The organism is Streptomyces winkii (genome assembly GCF_032248595.1).
Lineage (GTDB): Bacteria > Actinomycetota > Actinomycetes > Streptomycetales > Streptomycetaceae > Streptomyces > Streptomyces winkii.
The window spans coordinates 187,083-203,022 of sequence record NZ_JASTTH010000011.1; the positions used below are offsets into that span (position 1 = coordinate 187,083).

Annotated in this window: 12 protein-coding genes; 4 read left to right on the forward strand and 8 right to left on the reverse strand. The window is 71.4% G+C overall.

Going from position 1 to position 15,940, the window contains the following annotated elements; genetic code table 11:
• Positions 1–131 precede the first annotated feature (131 nt).
• Entirely contained in the window at positions 132–1,034 is a 903-nt protein-coding gene (locus QQM67_RS28885) for an SURF1 family protein (protein ID WP_314178051.1), read from the forward strand.
• Here the strand turns inward: QQM67_RS28885 and QQM67_RS28890 are convergent.
• Positions 952–2,841 carry a S9 family peptidase gene (locus QQM67_RS28890; protein WP_314178053.1) on the reverse strand — a complete coding sequence of 630 codons (1,890 nt, stop codon included), beginning with the start codon at positions 2,839–2,841 and terminating at the stop codon, positions 952–954. The genes QQM67_RS28885 and QQM67_RS28890 overlap by 83 nt on opposite strands.
• A 439-nt stretch (positions 2,842–3,280) precedes the next feature.
• On the opposite strand from QQM67_RS28890, the gene QQM67_RS28895 reads away from it, so the two are divergent.
• Positions 3,281–4,279, forward strand: a complete 999-nt coding sequence (locus tag QQM67_RS28895; protein ID WP_314178055.1) for a hypothetical protein — start codon at positions 3,281–3,283, stop codon at positions 4,277–4,279.
• A gap of 37 nt (positions 4,280–4,316) precedes the next feature.
• Here QQM67_RS28895 and QQM67_RS28900 read toward each other — a convergent pair whose 3' ends face one another.
• The 7 genes from QQM67_RS28900 to QQM67_RS28930 form a co-directional block, all read right to left on the reverse strand.
• Complete coding sequence (locus tag QQM67_RS28900; protein WP_314178057.1) at positions 4,317–5,660, reverse strand: cytochrome P450; 1,344 nt, start codon at positions 5,658–5,660, stop codon at positions 4,317–4,319.
• 168 nt (positions 5,661–5,828) lie between these two features.
• A complete protein-coding gene (locus QQM67_RS28905) occupies positions 5,829–6,932 on the reverse strand; it encodes a selina-4(15),7(11)-diene synthase (RefSeq protein ID WP_314178059.1) in 1,104 nt (367 codons plus the stop codon).
• A gap of 382 nt (positions 6,933–7,314) precedes the next feature.
• The gene (locus QQM67_RS28910) at positions 7,315–8,658 is read right to left on the reverse strand and encodes a cytochrome P450 (RefSeq protein ID WP_314178124.1); all 1,344 of its coding nucleotides are present in this window, start codon (positions 8,656–8,658) and stop codon (positions 7,315–7,317) included.
• 254 nt (positions 8,659–8,912) lie between these two features.
• The gene (locus QQM67_RS28915; RefSeq protein WP_314178061.1) at positions 8,913–9,533 is read right to left on the reverse strand and encodes a GTP-binding protein; all 621 of its coding nucleotides are present in this window, start codon (positions 9,531–9,533) and stop codon (positions 8,913–8,915) included.
• On the reverse strand, positions 9,514–9,867 hold the full coding sequence (locus QQM67_RS28920; protein WP_314178062.1) for a DUF742 domain-containing protein: 354 nt from the start codon (positions 9,865–9,867) through the stop codon (positions 9,514–9,516). The genes QQM67_RS28915 and QQM67_RS28920 overlap by 20 nt, the downstream gene beginning before the upstream one ends.
• Positions 9,864–10,268, reverse strand: a complete 405-nt coding sequence (locus tag QQM67_RS28925; RefSeq protein WP_314178064.1) for a roadblock/LC7 domain-containing protein — start codon at positions 10,266–10,268, stop codon at positions 9,864–9,866. The genes QQM67_RS28920 and QQM67_RS28925 overlap by 4 nt, the downstream gene beginning before the upstream one ends.
• Positions 10,269–10,271: 3 nt before the next feature.
• Positions 10,272–12,026 (reverse strand): ATP-binding protein, encoded by a 1,755-nt coding sequence (locus QQM67_RS28930; RefSeq protein ID WP_314178066.1) that lies wholly within the window; start codon positions 12,024–12,026, stop codon positions 10,272–10,274.
• An 835-nt stretch (positions 12,027–12,861) separates the two neighbouring features.
• Here QQM67_RS28930 and QQM67_RS28935 point away from each other — a divergent pair.
• On the forward strand, positions 12,862–14,601 hold the full coding sequence (locus QQM67_RS28935; protein ID WP_399067852.1) for an SPFH domain-containing protein: 1,740 nt from the start codon (positions 12,862–12,864) through the stop codon (positions 14,599–14,601).
• The gene (locus QQM67_RS28940; protein ID WP_314178068.1) at positions 14,598–15,932 is read left to right on the forward strand and encodes an SPFH domain-containing protein; all 1,335 of its coding nucleotides are present in this window, start codon (positions 14,598–14,600) and stop codon (positions 15,930–15,932) included. The genes QQM67_RS28935 and QQM67_RS28940 overlap by 4 nt, the downstream gene beginning before the upstream one ends.
• Positions 15,933–15,940 lie beyond the last annotated feature (8 nt).

The window sequence follows — 15,940 nt, forward strand, 5'->3', positions numbered from 1 at the left end:
CGGCCGGCACCGGCTCACGCCGTCCGCTGCGGCCGATGCCGCCCGGACCGGCCTGCGCCCGGGACCGGGTGGGCCGGGCAGCGGCTCGACCCACGCACCACCGCCGTGCCGCGGCCCCGTACCGTGGAGGCGTGTACCGGTTCCTGCTGACCCCGCGGTGGTGGGGGATCAACCTCTTCTCCGTGCTGGCGATCCCGGTGTGCCTCTTCATGGGCACCTGGCAGCTCTCGCGCTTCGAGGCGCGGGTCGAGAGCCACGAGGAGCAGCAGCGGACGGTCGCCGGCGCGGATCACGCCAGGCCCGAGCCGCTGTCGCGGCTGCTGCCCGTCGACGCGCGGACCAGCGGGCGCACGGCCGAGGTCACCGGGCGCTACGACACCTCGCGGCCGCTGCTGGTGCCCGGCCGCGTCCTCGACGGCAAGCGGGGCTTCTACGTGCTGTCCCTGCTGCGTACGCACGCGCCGAAGGGCGGAACGAGCGGGACGGGCGAGACCGGCGGCGCCGGGGAGAAGGGCAACCGGGGCAAGGTCCTTCCCGTCGTCAGGGGCTGGCTGCCCGGCGACGCCGACCCCTCCCGCGTCCCGCCCCCGCCGCGCGGAGAGGTGCGCGTGACCGGCGCGCTCCAGGCGTCCGAGTCCGAGGGCAGCCCGGGCGTGCGGACGGGCGGCGGCCTGCCCGAGGGCCAGCTCGGCATGATCAGCGCCGCCGCGCTCGTCAACGTCGTGCCGTACGACGTCCACGACGCGTGGATCACCGTGCAGCACATGCCCGCCGGTTCGAAGCTGAAGCCGGTGCCGCCGGTACGCCCCGACAACACCGGCCTCGACATGAAGGCGTTCCAGAACCTCGGCTACACCGCCGAGTGGTTCGTCTTCGCGGGCTTCGTGGTCTTCATGTGGTTCCGCCTCTTCCGCCGGGACAGGGAGCTGGCCCAGGACGCGGCGCTCGGGCTCACGCCGGAGCCGGAGCCCCGTCCGGAGCCGGACCGGGAAGATGCCTCAGCGCAAAGTCGATCTCCAGCCTCAACTGCTTGATCCGCTCCTCCACGACGAGCGAGCCGTGCCCGGCGTCGTAGCGGTACACCTCGTGCGGTGCGCCGCGCCGTTCGAGCCGCTCCACGTAGTTCTCGACCTGGCGGATCGGGCAGCGCGGATCGTTGACGCCGGCGGAGATGAAGACCGGTGCCCGGACGTCGTCGACGTACGTCAGCGGTGACGAGACCTCGTACCGCTCCGGCACCTCCTGGGGCGAGCCGCCGAGCAGGGTGCGGTCCAGCGACTTCAGCGCCTCCATCTCGTCGTGGTACGCGGTCACATAGTCCGCGACCGGCACCGCGGCGAGCCCGACGGCCCAGGCCTCGGGCTGCGTGCCCAGCCCCAGCAGCGTGAGATAGCCGCCCCAGGAGCCGCCGCCCAGCACCAGTCGCCGCGGATCGGCGAGACCGGAGGCGACGGCCCACTCGCGCACCGCCGCGATGTCCTCCAGCTCGATGAGGCCGACGCGGTGCTTGAGCGCGTCCGTCCAGGCCCGTCCGTAACCGGTGGAGCCGCGGTAGTTGACGCGTACGACGGCGAAGCCGTGGTCGACCCACGCGGCGGGCTGCCCGGCGAAGGCGTCGCTGTCGTGCCAGGTCGGGCCGCCGTGCACGTCGAAGACCGTGGGGAACGGGCCCTCGCCCTGCGGCCGCTGGACGAGGGCGTGGATCGTCCCGGCGGGTCCTTCCACCCAGGCGTCCTCGACGGGGACGGACGGCGGGGCCGCCATGCCCGGCGGATCGAGGACGACGGTTCCCGCGGCGGAGCGCACCTGCGGCGGTTGCGCCGCGGACGACCACAGATACTCGACGCTCACGCCGTCCGTCGCCGGCTCCGTGCCCGTCTCGGTCTCCCGCTCCGTTCCGCCCGCGGCGGACGGCCGTACCGTCGCGTCGGCGACCGAGCCGGGCGGCGTCTCGACGCGGGTCAGCTCGCGGCTCCCGATGTCGTAGCGCCACAGGTCGCTGCGCGCCTGGTGGCTGTGCGAGACGAGCAGCGACGTGCCGTCCGGATACCAGTCGGCGCTCACGTCCCCGGGCAGATCGACGGCGAGCTCGGTGGTGGCGCCGGTGAGCGGGTCCCAGATCACCGGCTCCCAGCGGCCGGTGCGCTGATGGGCGATGAGCAGCCGCGAGTCCCCGGCCACGGGCGCGAACCCGAGGGCGGAGAGGCCGAGTTCCTTCGTGCCGCCCTCGGTGTCGTCGAGCTCGGCGACGGTGGTGCCGTCGAGGCGCATCACGCGCAGCGCGGAGTGCATCGCGTCGCCGTGCTCCGTGTGCTCGACGACGAGCAGGGTGCCGTCGTGGGAGAGGTCGGCCACGCCCGCGGACTCGCGGTGCCGGTAGATCTCGACGGGCTCCTCGCCGGGGCGGCAGAGGTGGATCGTCGTGCCGTCCTCGTCGGTCGAGCGTCCGACGACGGCGGTGCCGTCGCGCCCGATGGCCAGCCCGGCGGGGAAGGACGGGGCGAGGCCGGGGACGGCCGCCTCGTCGTCGCCGCCCTTGAAGGGCTGCCGCATCCAGACCCCGAACTCGTCGCCGTCCGTGTCGGAGAACCACCAGATCTCGTCCCCGCCGGGCGTGAGCACGCCGTCGGTGGTCCCGTTGGGCCGGTCCGTCGCCTGGCGGTGCTCGCCCGTGGCCCGGTCCCACGCGTAGAGCTCGAACGTGCCGGTCACGTTGGAGACGTACAGCGAGCGGTCCGGTGCGTCCTCGGCCCAGTCGGGCAGCGAGACCCGCGGCGCCCGGAAGCGCTTCTCCCATTCCGGCATCGCCGGGTCCGGTGTGCCATCCGTGTTCTGCGTCATGTGCCCATTCTGCGACGTGGGCGCGGACCGCGGGGGCGCGGGCAGCGGTACCGGGCGCGGTACGGCCGAGCAACATCGTTTCGGGCGCGGGGCGACGGGACATGCGGACGGGACGGGGACGTACGTACGTATGCGAACTCGCAGAGCGCGACCGACCGCGGACGGAGGCGACGTGGCAGGCGGAACGGCAGGTGTGCCGCAGGAGCAGAGCAGGCGGCGGAGGCAGGACCGGCCTCGTGAGGCGGCGAACGGCCGGGCGGCCGCGGGGAGTCGGGCGCAGCAGCCCGCGCATCCGGCCGTGAACCGGCCGGCACGGCCGTTACAGCTGCCGTCGCCGCAGCCGCTCTCGCCCTCGTGGCCGACCCCGACCCCGTCGCCGTCGCCGTCGCCGACCCCGACCCCGTCGCCGAACCCGTCGCCGACTCCGACCCCGTCGCCGATGTCCGCGCCGGAGCAGGCGCCGCCGAGTCGCCGCGGCCTGCTCGCCGCCTCGGCCGCCGCCGGGCTGGTCGTGCTCACGGGCTGCGGTACGGCGCCGTCCTCCCGTCCCGACGACCCCAAGCCCGCCGGGAGTTCGGCCGCGAGTCCGGGACGCGAGCCCTCCCGGTCGCCCTCGCCACGGCGGACCAGAAAGCGGAAGAGGCCGCAACTTCCCCGGGGCGGGCGGGAGTTGTTCCCGAAGTACCGTCTCGTCGGCTACTGCGGGCTCCCCGGGGCGCCCGCTCTGGGACGCCTCGGCACCGGCGACCCCGGCGAGCAGGTCTCCGCGATGGAGAAGACGGCGCGCGACTACGCCGGGGGCCGCGAGCCGCTGCCCGTCCTCGAACTCCTCGCCACCGTGGCCAACCCCACCCCGGGGCCGGACGGCACCTACCGCACCCGCACCCCGGGCAAGACGATCCGCCGCTTCCACGAACTCGCCCGCGAACGCGATGCGTTGCTGCTGCTGAACGTGCAGCCGGGCCGGGCCGCCGCCCTCGACGAGGTGCGGGCGCTGAGCGAGTGGCTGGAGCACCCGCACGTGGGCGTGGCCCTCGACCCGGAGTGGGACATGGGCCCCGGCCAGACCCCGGGCGAGACCTTCGGACGTATCAGCGGCGACGAACTCAACGCCGTCGCCGGCTACTTGTCCGAACTCGTCGACGAGCACGACCTGCCGGACAAGCCGCTCGTCTTCCACCAGGTCGCCACCTCGGTCGTCAGCGACGAGAAGGCGCTGCGCCCCGCCGACGGCGTCACGCTGATAAAGAGCGCCGACGGCATCGGCTCACCGGAGCTCAAGCGCGGCACGTGGCGGCGGCTCGTCGACGACATGCCCGAATGCCTGCACACCGGCTTCAAGCTCTTCTACGAGGAGGACGCACAGGGCTCCCGCCTGATGAAGCCTCCGGAGGTCCTGAAGCTCCGTCCCGAACCGGAGTACGTGATGTACGAGTAGGCCGCCCCGGAGCCGCCCCCGGCCCCAGCCCCGGCTCTCAGCCCTCCCTCGGGTGGACCGTCATCGGAAGGCTGTCGGGGTGCGCGACCGCGGAGGCGACCTCGCGGACGGTGTGACCCGGCACGCGCTCGAACCTCCAGCGCCGCAGGACGGTCGCCAGCGTGATCACGATCTCCGTCCAGGCGAAGCCGTCGCCGATGCACTTGCGGTTGCCCGAGCCGAACGGGATGTAGCCCTCGCGCGGCACGTTCGCGGCCTGCTCGGGCAGCCAGCGGTCCGGGTCGAAGCGGTCCGGGTCCTCGTACAGGCGCGCGTCGCGGTGGAGCGCGTAGAGGCTGAAGGCCAGCTCGGTGCCCACGGGGAGCCGCGCGCCCCCGAGTTCGACGGGCGCGGTCGCCTGCCGCATCAGCAGCGGCACCGAGTGCATGCGGGATATCTCGCGCAGCACGCGGTCGGCGTATTCGAGCTTGGGGACGTCCTCGAACGTGACGGGGCGGTCTCCGATCACCGATTCGACCTCGGCCAGCAGCTTCTCCTCGACCTCGGGGTGCGTGGCGAGCTCGTGGAACGTCCAGGCGAGCGTGGACGCGGTCGTCTCGGTGCCGGCGAACATGATCGCGACGAGTTCGTCGCGCACCTCGCGGTCGCTGAGCTTGTCCCCGGTGTCTGCGTCGCGCGCGGCGATCAGCAGCGACAGCAGGTCCTCGTGGTCCTCGTCGCCCTGCTGATGGGAGATCGCGATGACGTCGTCGATGACCTTGCGCAGCCGCGTCGCCGCGGTGTCGAAGCGGCGGTTGGCGGGGATCGGCATCCGGTCGAGCAGCCGCGGCGTGACGGCCCGTACGAGCGCGTTCTTCAGCAGGATCGGCACGTCGCGGATGACGGCCTCCGCCGCGGGGCGGCTGATCTCCGCGGAGAACATGGTCTCGGCGAGCGTGGCGACCGAGAACTGGGCCAGCTCCTCGTCGACGGCGACGGTCTGCCCCGGCTGCCACGCGTCGGCCATAGCCTGTGCGCGGGCGGCCATGACGTCGGCGTATCCGGCGATGCGCGCGTGATGGAACATCGGCTGCATCAGCCGCCGGTGGCGCTTGTGGATGTCGGAGGGAGCGGTGGGGAGGGCGTCGCCGACGAGGGTGCGCGCCCTGATGAAGAAGCGTCCCTTGTCGAAGTTGCGCGCCTTGGTCACCAGCAGCTCGTGGGTGAGCTCCGCGCTGGTGACGAAGTAGATCGGCAGGGTGCCGACGTCGACGCGTACCAGATCGCCGGTGTCCCGGAGGGACTTCATGAAGTCGAGGGGCTGCCGCAGCAGCGACAGTGCGTGGCCGATCAGCGGCAGGTGTTTGGGGGCTCGGGGAACAGCCTTCAGTGCAGCACTCACGTTCGCAGCTCCTTCGGGCGAGAGGTGGGGGGTCCGGGGTGGAGGTGCAGCCGATGTGTGTTCGGTTGTGTGTGATGAGCCGGTGGGGGGTGGATCGGTCGGCGGTCCGGTCAAGCGCTCCGGTCGGAGGGTCCGGCCGGGATGTCCCGTCGGGCGGTCCGGCCGTGCTCAGACGGCCGCGGAGGTACGGAATTCGCCACGCGCAGGCTGAAACGTTTCCCTCTCCGCGAGTACGTCCCACCACCAGGCGACGGCCGGGATGTCCAGTGCCTCGTCCCGGTCGTCGGTCGGGGTGTCGCAGAACGTCGAGGGAAGCTCGGCGGGGTCGTCGGGGGTCGTGTAGCGGTGCGAGCTGATGCCCCAGTCCTGGGCTCCCCGGATGAACGTCCCGAGATTCTCCAGGTATTGGCGCAGCTGCGGGCTCCCCGTGGCGGCGAGCCCGTCGCGCAGGCGCAGGAACAGGCACATGACGCGGTCGCGTTGGGCGACGGCATGAGTCAACGCCTCGGCGGGGGTGAGCTGTTGCTCGTGCTCCAGTACGCGGATCACGTTGAGGAAGAACCGCTGCCCTCTGCTCTCCTTGTGGTAGGAGAACAGGTCGTTGTCCCACGTGATGATGAAGTACGCCATCTCCGCGGCGGCGCGAACCGCCGTGCTGTCCCGCTCGTTGGGATGCAGCTCGTAGCCGTGGCCCATCTCCAGCAGCGGCAGTACGACGGACGTGGCGCCGTCGTACAGGCGCATCAGCGTGTAGTCGTTGAGGCCCGGGACGGTCTCCTGGCTGCGGTGGGAGGCCTCCCACACGACAGAGAGGAAGTACTCGCGCAGCGCGTCCACCCAGCGGGCCTCCTGGCCGGGCGTCGCGTGCCGCGAGACGCGGTGGCGCAGATCTCTCAATCCCTCCGCCAGGGGGTTCTCCGAGAGCATCGGCACGTCCGGGTTCTGCGCGACGCGCAGCAGCCGGGAGAGCTCGCCGACCAACTCGGCCGGATCCTCGCCGAGTTCGCCTTCCTCGCAGAGACCGTCGTCGACTCCGAAGAGCCAGATGATGAAGTCCGCGAGTATCGAGACGACTTCCTCGCGGCCCTCGGGCAGGACGCGGGCGGCGAAGGTGCCGATGTCGTGCACGACCAGCTTTTCGCGCAGTTCGGGCGAGCCGATGGCGAAGGCGTGCGCCCATGCCGACGTGCGTTCGTTGATCGCTTCGTGGCGGGGGTGTATCGCGGACGGGATGGGAGAAAATACGGGTGGCACGATCAAGCCGTGCTCCACTGTCGATCACCTCAGTCATCCGGCGGCACGACGCCGCCTTCCACTCGCCCTGTCGGCAGTCGGCCTCTCCATGACCTCCTGCACCCGGGCAGAACCAGTCGATACCACGTACTGCCTGCGGAGACGCCGCGCTCCCGTACCGCGGGAGACTGGATCGTCGCCGTCTGTTACATGGACATCACCACTTCAGGAAGAGGCAATCCGGCCACGAAGGAGCAGACGTGGCGCGCTGGTGACCCGGGGCGGCCTCAGGGAGCCTTCCCCCAGGTCACCAGCGATTACACGTTCAACTACCGCTGCCGGGAGGCGAGTTGACGCCAGTGGCCGAATAAGGCTGGGCATTACCGGCATACCGGGCGTCTGTGAGACTTCCGTCCGGGCGTCACCGTCCCCGAAGCCAGTTCTTCAGCGACGTCCACCACGAGGTGTGCACGGGCGGCGGCGCCACCGGAGGCATCGGTACGGACGCCGGCTCCCGCGGTTGCAGCGGCGGGAGTTCGACGGAGGGCACGCCGGGGCCCTGCCGCGCGCTGCTCTTGGTGCGGCGCGCCGCGAACTCCACGGGGAGCGCGACGAGCCGGCGCGACATCAGCGCGGTCTCCCAGGTCAGGCGCTCCTCGGGCACGGCGAGGCGCAGATCCGGAACGCGCGTGAGGAGGGTGTCGATCCCGGTGTCCACGATGGCCCTGCCGAGGTCCTGCCCCGGGCACTCGTGGGGGCCGCCGCTGAAGGCGAGATGCGAGCGGTTGCCGTGCATGGGCGTGGACTTGTCGGGCCGGATCTGCGGGTCGGCGTTGCCGGCGGCAAGTCCCAGCAGGAGCATGTCTCCAGCCTTGATCGTCTTGCCCGCGAGCTGCGCGTCGCCGGTCGCCCAGCGGCCGATATTCGTCGTCATCGGCGGCTCGTCCCACAGCACTTGCTCCAGGGCGTCGGGCAGCGTCATGTGCCCGCCGGCCAGAGTGGCGCGGAAGCGCTGGTCGGTCAGGACGAGGCGGAGCGTGTTCGCGATCAGGTTGACGGTCGGCTCGTTCGCGGAGACGAGCACCACCCGGAGGTGTTCGCGTACTTCGTCGTTCGTCAGCCGTGCCGGGTGCGCGAGCAGCATGGACGCCAGGTCGTGGGCCGGGGCGACGCGCTTGCGGTCCACCAGCTCCTGCAGCGCCTCGGTGATGTAGTCGTTGCTCGCGACGGCGGTCTCGGAGCCGCGGATCATGTCCTTGGCGGCGTCGGTCAGCCGGGGGCCGTAGTGCTCGGGCATGCCGAAGAGCTGGGTGATCACGCGCAGCGGGAGCTGGTCGGCGAACTGCTCGACGAGATCGGCGCGTCCCTTCGGCTCGAACTCGTCGATCAGCTGGTGGGAGAAGCGCGTGACGTACCGGCGGACGCCGCGCGCCTCGAAGCGCGAGAGGCTCTCGGTGACGGCCCTGCGCAGCCGCTCGTGCTCCTCGCCCTCGGCGAAGACGCACAGCGGCTGCCACATCGTCAGCGGCGCCAGCGGGTGGTCCGGCGGCACCTTGCCCTGCTGCATGTCGCGCCACAGGCGGGAGTCGCGGGAGAAGAGCGAGGGCGTCCGCGAGACCTCCAGGTTCTCCCGGTGCCCCAGCACCAGCCACGCGGGACGGTCCCCGGGCAGCAGTACGGGCGCGACCGGCCCGTGCTCGTCGCGCAGCCGCTCGTACAGGGCGACGGGGTCGGCGTCCGCCTCGGGCCCGTACAGACGGCGCACCCCGTCCGGGCCGAGGCCGTGCGCGGGGCAGCCGGGGGGCGGGGCGGCGGAGGGGCCGAAGCCCTCGGAGCCGAAGTTCCCCGAGGCCCAACTCTCGGCGCCGGAGCCGGAGTCGGAACGAGAGCCGGAGCCGGCGGAGGAGCCGGAGCCGGAGTCCTCTGAGCCGGGGGCGGCCGGGGATTCCGCGGCGTCCGCGGAGACATCGCGTGCGGGGGCGCCCCCGCCGGGGGCGTCCGGGTCGGGTGGTGGAGAGGTCACTTCGCCTCCGAGGTCAGAGCAAGGGAGCGCAGGTAGTGCATCAGCTGCAACAGGACGTCCTGGCTGGAGGACCGCTGGCGCGCGTCGCACACGATGATCGGGACACCCGGGTCCAGGTCCAGGGCGCCGCGCAGCTCGTCCACGGGATACTTGGGGGCCTCCGGAAAGGCGTTGACGGCGACGACGAACGGTACGGCGGACTCCTCCAGCCGTCCGATGACGTCGAAGCTCACTTCGAGGCGGCGCGTGTCGACGAGGACGACGGCGCCCAGAGCGCCGTCGAACAGCCCGTTCCACAGGAACCAGAAGCGCTGCTGGCCCGGCGTCCCGAACAGGTACAGCACCAGCTCCTCGTTGAGGCTGATGCGTCCGAAGTCCATCGCGACGGTCGTCGCCGTCTTGCGCTCCACGCCCGCGGTGTCGTCGACGTTCTCGCTGGCCTGGGTCATCGTCTCTTCCGTCGTCAGCGGACGGATCTCGCTGACGGAGCGGACCAGGGTCGTCTTGCCGACACCGAAGCCGCCGACGATGACGATCTTCACGGCGGAGGTGGCAGAGGAGGGCAGTCTGTCTTCGCTCCGCGGCCCCGCGGCCGTATCAGAGATTCCGGAGTCCATGGATCACCGCCTCAATCAATTCGATGTCGGGAAGAGACGGGGCGGGCGCTCGCGCCTCGACCCGTTCTTCGGTCAGCAGGTCCGCCAGCAGTACGGTGATCACGCTCACGGGAAGTTCCAGATACGCGGATATCTCCGCCACGGAGAGCGGTGAGTTGCACACGCGTAGAATCGACGCGTGCTCGGGCTGCATTCCCACCTGCGGGGCCTGTCTGGCCACGATTAACGTGACCAGGTCGAGGCCCGTCTGCTCATCGGGGTCGCTGCGTCCACCGGTGATCACATAAAGACGTTCCGGTCCGCTCTCGTCCCACCCCGGTACCCCCTGACTCATATAGCCAGTCCGCCGTCGCGCGGCGGGCTGGTCAGATGCTCCCCGATGCGAGCCACCAGGTCCCTCATGCGCCCGCCGACGAGTCCGGCGTCCACGCCCTCGTCCGCGAGTACGGCGAGGTGCGCGCCGGCGCCGGCCGCCATCAAGTACATGAAGCCGCCGTTGACTTCGATCACGACCATCCGCATCCGCCCGTCGCTGTGCGGGAATTCAGCGGCGACGGCGGAGGAGAGACTCTGCAGACCGGAGCCGATCGCGGCGATCCGGTCGGCGGTGTCGGTGTCGGTGCCGTGCTTGGCCATGCACAGGCCGTCGGAGGAGAGCACGACCACGTGGCGGGTCTGGGGGACGGTCTCCGCCAGATCCTTCAGCATCCAGTCCATGTCGGCACGCCGTTCCATCGTTCACTCACCCTCATCTGACGACGTGTCTTCGTCACGGTCCGCGTGGTCGTCCTTGTCGGTCCTGCCCGACAGTCCGCTTTGCAGGTCGGCCATCCACAAGCCGGGGGCCGGTTCGTCGGCCGCGGGCCGGGCAGGGGGCCTCGGTGCCGCGGCGGAGCGGCCGGGAAGGCCGCCGGGCCGGGCGTCCGGACTGGGGGTGCGCCGGCGGCGCTGGGGCAGCCCGTTGGCGTTGCGCTCGACCACTGGCGGTGTCTCGTCCTGCACTTCGTCTTCCTGCGGTGCGGGGCCGGATTCCGGAAGCCAGGGCTCGTGACGCGGGGCCGGGCGGTGCCCGGTCGCGGGCGTCGCCGCCGAGGCGTGCGCCGCCGGTGCGCCCGCCGGGGGCGTGGCCGGGGTGCTCGGTGCCGCGGTCCGCGGCACCTCATCGCTCAGGGCCTTCGCCGTGGCGCGTGACGCCGCAGGCGTGGTGGCGGGTCCGGCCTCGCGCGACGGCGCGCCGTTCCCGGCCGGGTCACCGGCGGACGCGGACTGGGCGGGCGTCGCCCGTCCCGCGAGGTCCTGGTGCGTCTCCTGGCCGGGGCCCGCGCCGATTCCGTGTGCCCTGCCCGTGGCCGGCGCGGTGGTGATCAGCTTCTTCGGTACGACCAGGACGGCACGCACACCGCCGTACGCCGACGGCGGCAGCGAGACCTGGAAGTCGTAGGCCTGGGCGAGCCGGCCGACCACGGCGAGGCCGAGGCGCGGCGACTCCCCGAGGTCGTTCAGGTCGATGCCCGCCTGGGCTTCCTTCAGTCTCAACTCGGCGCGTGCCCGCGCCTCTTCGCTCAGCCCGACGCCGCCGTCCTCGATCTCGATGGCGATGCCCGCGTGCACCTCGCCCGCGGTCAGATGGACGCGGGCCTTCGGGGGCGAGTACCGGGTGGCGTTGTCGAGCAGCTCGGCGAGCGCGTGGATGAGCGGTTCCACGGCGGGACCCACCACCGCGACGTCCGCGACCGAGTGCAGCTCGACGCGCTGGTAGTCCAGCACGCGCGACATCGCGCCGCGCAGCACGCTGTAGACCGGAACGGCCTTGCTCCACTGCCTTCCCGGCCTGGCGCCGCCGAGTACGGCGATGCTGTCCGCGAGGCGGCCGATGAGCGCCGTGCCGTGGTCGAGCCGCAGCAGGTCGGCGAAGAAGTCGGGCTGCTGGCCGTGCCGGTCCTCCATGCCGCGCAGGTCGGTCGCCTGCCGGTGGACGATGGCCTGGACGCGGCGCGCGATGTTGACGACGCCGCGCTGCGCGGAGTCGCGGAGCGTCTCCTCGGCATGCACGGCCTCGACGACCGAGCGCAGCAACTCCTGGTGTGCGGCCTGGAATTCGCTGCTGAGCCCCTCGGCGCGAGGCATGGACTGGAGCACGTCCTCGGCGAACTCGCCCTCCTGGAGGCGCTCCACGGCCTCGGGCAGCCGCTCCTTGGCCAACTGCACCGTCGCGAGCTCCTGTTGGTGCATCCGGGCCTGGAGCACGGAGAGCTGCTCGGCGTGGTGGGCCCGCTGCGCCGTCAGCAGCCGCCCCCGGCGGGCCACTTCGGCCGAGGCGACCGCCACGGCGACGGTCGCGACGAGGCCGCACACGGCGACCGCGATCCGGGCGCTCGCGGGGACGATGGGGACTGCGATGCCTGCGACCGCTGCCGTGACGAAGGCGGGCAGCAGCCAGACGAGTACCGGGCCGGACCCTTGATTTCCGGGTGACGATCCAGCACGAACCATCAGGATCCTCAAATCAATAGAAAAGCTGGTGAGCAGGCGTGCGAGAGGCAGCAGAACAGGTCCGACGGCGCCCTTCACCGCATTTGAGGCGTCAAGTGAGCGGCAGGGCAGGGAAGTTGGTCCGGTCCACTGAGCCCCGGGCAGCATAGCCGGAACCGATCACTTGTGACGCAGAGTCTTCGGTCGTGTGCCTTTGAGAGTCCATGTTGGTGCTGAAACTGAGCAGGTCGGGACAGTAACTGCCCGGATTCCACAAATGCGCGTCAGTCGGGCAGCACTCCGTCGCAACGGAAAGCGGAATGGGGCGACAGGAGGGGAGACGGAGAGAAAAGACCGTCTCGTCACCATGCTTCTCACGGAGGGCGTATTGCGCGGTGCCGGAGAGCACAGCCGAGCGTGAGCGGTCCCAGGTGGGCTGCGGCCACCCGGCGCTAACCCGCGAGTAGTGGAGATTGTGTGGAGATTCTCCGGCAATCATGTGTGTGAGGGCAGGGGCTGACACAGCGTCACGCGGCCGTACGCGCACGGGGCCGCGGCGAGCCCGCCGTGGCGCTTGTGTAGGTTTGCGGACGGTGTACCGAGATCTCGCCGGCGAGCAGCCGCGACGCGGTTCACCGATCGGGGGAGAGCATCGTGTTCGTCACGTGCTCGCGCGGATTCCTGAGTGGGCGTGCGCATCGCCGCCGCAGGGACCGTGCCGCGGCCGACGCGGAGTCCGGTCCGGGACCGGCGGCATCGCCGGGTTTCCGTACCGCTGTCCGCACCGGCGTCCGTACCCGCATCGGTGACCGCCCGGGCGGCGGCGCGGCGGCAGCATGCGAACAGGGGGAACTGCGTGAGCCAGAGCGTGAAGAGGACCGCGAAGGCGGTCGCCGAGAATCCGGAGCTGCGGGAGGCGGCCGAGGGGGAGTTGCGCCGCCGCGGCGGTTCCGCGGCGCGACAGCGGCCGAACGACCGGCGTGACGGCGGAGGTTCGTCCGAGGAGCGCGGCGAGGACGGCCTCGACCCCGCCGACTTCCCGGCCGCCCGCGAACAGGGCGGCGGCATCGACACCGTGATGACGCAGCAGACCGTGCCCATGGACGAGGCGCGGGAGGTGCTCAACCGCAGCGAACAGCGCCGCGAGGACGGCCGGAAGGTCCACGCGATCTGCCCGATGGCCCTGCCGCGCGGCAGGTCGTTCGTGAGCATGCTGCCTGCCTCGCTGCTGCTGGTGCTCGGCGGCGTGGGCAGCGCCCTCGTGGCGTCCGCGGGCAGCCCGCTCCTCACCCATCCCCTCTTCGGCATCCACTACTGGGTGCTGTCGGTCGCCGCCGTCGCCTTCGTGTGGTGGCGGCAGGGCATGGTGATGGTGCCGGACGGCTGCCAGGCGCTGATCACCCGCTTCGGGAAGCTGGAGGAGGTGGTCGGCCCCGGCCGCGTGATCCTGCTGAACCCGTGGAAGCGGGTGTCGTACATCATCAACACCACTCGCGAGTACCCGTTCAACGCGCCGGTGCGCGAGGCCCCCACGAAGGGCGGAGTCAAGGCGTCCATCGACCTGTTCATCCAGTTCCGCATCAGCGACCCGGTCGAGTTCGTCTACACGCTCGGTGCCGTCAGGGGATTCGAGGAGAAGCTCAGCAACGCCGTCAGCGAGACGATCCGGAGCCTCATCTACGACCAGGAGGCCGCCGAGATCTACGACATGGTCGGCGAGGACACCGGCCGGCTGCTGGAGCAGCTCAACCAGCAGTTCCGTCCCGCGGTCGAGCTGACGAACGCCAACATCACGCACGCCGAGCCGTCCGACCGCGGCTACCGCATGGACCTGGCGTCGCCGGAGATGGTCCGCGTCGCCAAGGACGCCTACACGCACGAGTACGCGCTGCATCTGCGCAAGGAGCAGGACGAGGGCGATCTGACGAAGGAACTGGCCTCCCGTCAGGAGACGCTCTCGGCGATCATGGCTGACATCGCGCAGTACCAGGCGCAGATGGACACCGCGGTCGAGCGCGAGACCAACCGGGCCGAGGCCACGGCCCGTCAGCGCTACGTACAGGCAGAGTCGGAGGCGAAGGCCAACGCGGCGCTGCTGGAGGCGCAGGCCCTGGACATCCGCGCGGTGACCGCGGCCGAGGCGCCGGAGATCCTTCAGTACCGCTACCAGCAGCAGGTCCTGGACACGCTGGAGGAGGTCGCGGACCATCTGCCGCGGCTGCTGCGCATCGGCGGCGCCTCGGAGTCCGACGGCGGCGGCGTGGGCGTCGACTTCCTCGCGCTCGCACGGGAGTTGGTGGGCGAGCAGGGCACGGAGCTGTTCTCCGAAAACGACATGGCGGACGTGCGCACCCGCCTCGGCGAGGTCTCCGACCGCATCCGCGCGCGCGAGGCGGAGATCGAGGCGCTGCTGGAGACGGAGCGTCCGACGGTGCCGGCGGCGGCCGACGGCGCGGAGGCACCAGCCGAGGCAGACGTGACGACGACCGCGACGGCATCTGCGACGACGCCCGGGACCGCACCCGCCACGTCACCCAGCACGCCACCAGCCACGACACCCGTCGCGACGACCGGATCCGAGGAGGCCGCAGAATGAGCGCCACACGCAACCGCAGGTCGGTCATCTCCGAAGAGGTCGCGCCCTGGAGCGAGATCCGCCGTCTGCTGCGCGGCGGTGAGACGGACAAGCTGATCCCCGTCATCATCCCCAAGCACACCCGCAGGCTCTGGTGGCTGCTGCTGATGTGGCTGGGGCTGTTCGGGCTGCTGAGCGGCCTGATGTTCTCGCTGGGCGAGTCCGGCGACGGCCGCGCCGCCGACGTCGCCTACGCGGCGTCCGCCACGGTCTCCTACGCCGGCGGCGCCTTCCTGCTGCTGGCAGGCGCGCTGTGGTGGTGGCGCTCGTCCATCGCCGAGATCGAGCAGGGCACAGCGGGAGTCCTGACCCGCTACGGAGCCGTCACCCGCACCCTCGACCCCGGGCGGCACTACCTCTGGCACCCCTGGTCCCGCGTGGACTTCGTGGTCGACACCGCCACCGAAATCCCTTACTCGGCACCGGTGATGGCCTGCCCGACGCGGGAGAACGTGCCGTTGCGCTCCATCGAGTTCTTCCTGAAGTTCCGCATCACCGACGCGGTCCTGTTCGTAAGGACGATCGGCGCGGGCAACTTCGACCTCGTCCTCTCCCAGGCGGTGCAGGACGCCATCCGCCAGCGCGCCCGCCTGGTGCAGACGGAGCGGGCGTACGACCTGCGGGGCTCCGACGTCGCCGACATGCAGGAGCTGCTCAACCGCCAGCTCTCGCGGTACGGGGTCCGCATCACCGGCTCCAACATCCCCGACGTCCAGCTGCCGGCCCAGTACCAGCAGCACCTGGCGACGCGGGAGCGGGTCGCGAAGGAACGCACCGCGTACGAACAGGAATGGGGCCTGACGCGCAAGCGCCGGATCGACAGCCTCCAGATGGACATCGAGCGCGCGAAGAAGGTGCGCGACGCCCGCATCGTCGAGGTGAAGGCGGCGCTCAACAAGGCGCGGGAGGACGTCGCCCAGCTCCTGGAGGAGCAGGAGACCAACGCGCAGAAGGTCCGCTTCGAGATCGAGACGCGGGGGCGCAGCGGCCTGATCTCCGCCGAGAACGAGGCCCGCGCGCAGCGCCGGCTGGCGCAGGCGTACCGCGACAACCGGGCCGTGCTCCAGTACGAACTGGCCCGCAGGCGGCTGGAGGTGGGCGCGATCCTCGCCGGCCGTGCGCCGCAGCCCGTGGTCGTACGTACGGACGGTGGGAGCGGGGACACCTCTGCGCTCTCGACGCTGCTCACCGCGCAGTTGATGCCGAAGCTGAGCCCCTCCCTGACGGCTTCCCATGCTGCCGCTGAGTGGGGTCCTCAGAACGGCGCCCGTCCGGGAGGCGGGGAGGACTGAGCCGCGCC

Excerpts from the sequence above, each read along its gene's own strand:
- QQM67_RS28890 (WP_314178053.1), bottom strand. The coding sequence starts at position 2,841 with ATGACGCAGAACACGGATGGCACACCGGACCCGGCGATGCCGGAATGG.
- QQM67_RS28895 (WP_314178055.1), top strand. The coding sequence starts at position 3,281 with ATGTCCGCGCCGGAGCAGGCGCCGCCGAGTCGCCGCGGCCTGCTCGCC.
- QQM67_RS28915 (WP_314178061.1), bottom strand. The coding sequence starts at position 9,533 with ATGGACTCCGGAATCTCTGATACGGCCGCGGGGCCGCGGAGCGAAGAC.
- QQM67_RS28920 (WP_314178062.1), bottom strand. The coding sequence starts at position 9,867 with ATGAGTCAGGGGGTACCGGGGTGGGACGAGAGCGGACCGGAACGTCTT.
- QQM67_RS28925 (WP_314178064.1), bottom strand. The coding sequence starts at position 10,268 with ATGGAACGGCGTGCCGACATGGACTGGATGCTGAAGGATCTGGCGGAG.
- QQM67_RS28930 (WP_314178066.1), bottom strand. The coding sequence starts at position 12,026 with ATGGTTCGTGCTGGATCGTCACCCGGAAATCAAGGGTCCGGCCCGGTA.
- QQM67_RS28940 (WP_314178068.1), top strand. The coding sequence starts at position 14,598 with ATGAGCGCCACACGCAACCGCAGGTCGGTCATCTCCGAAGAGGTCGCG.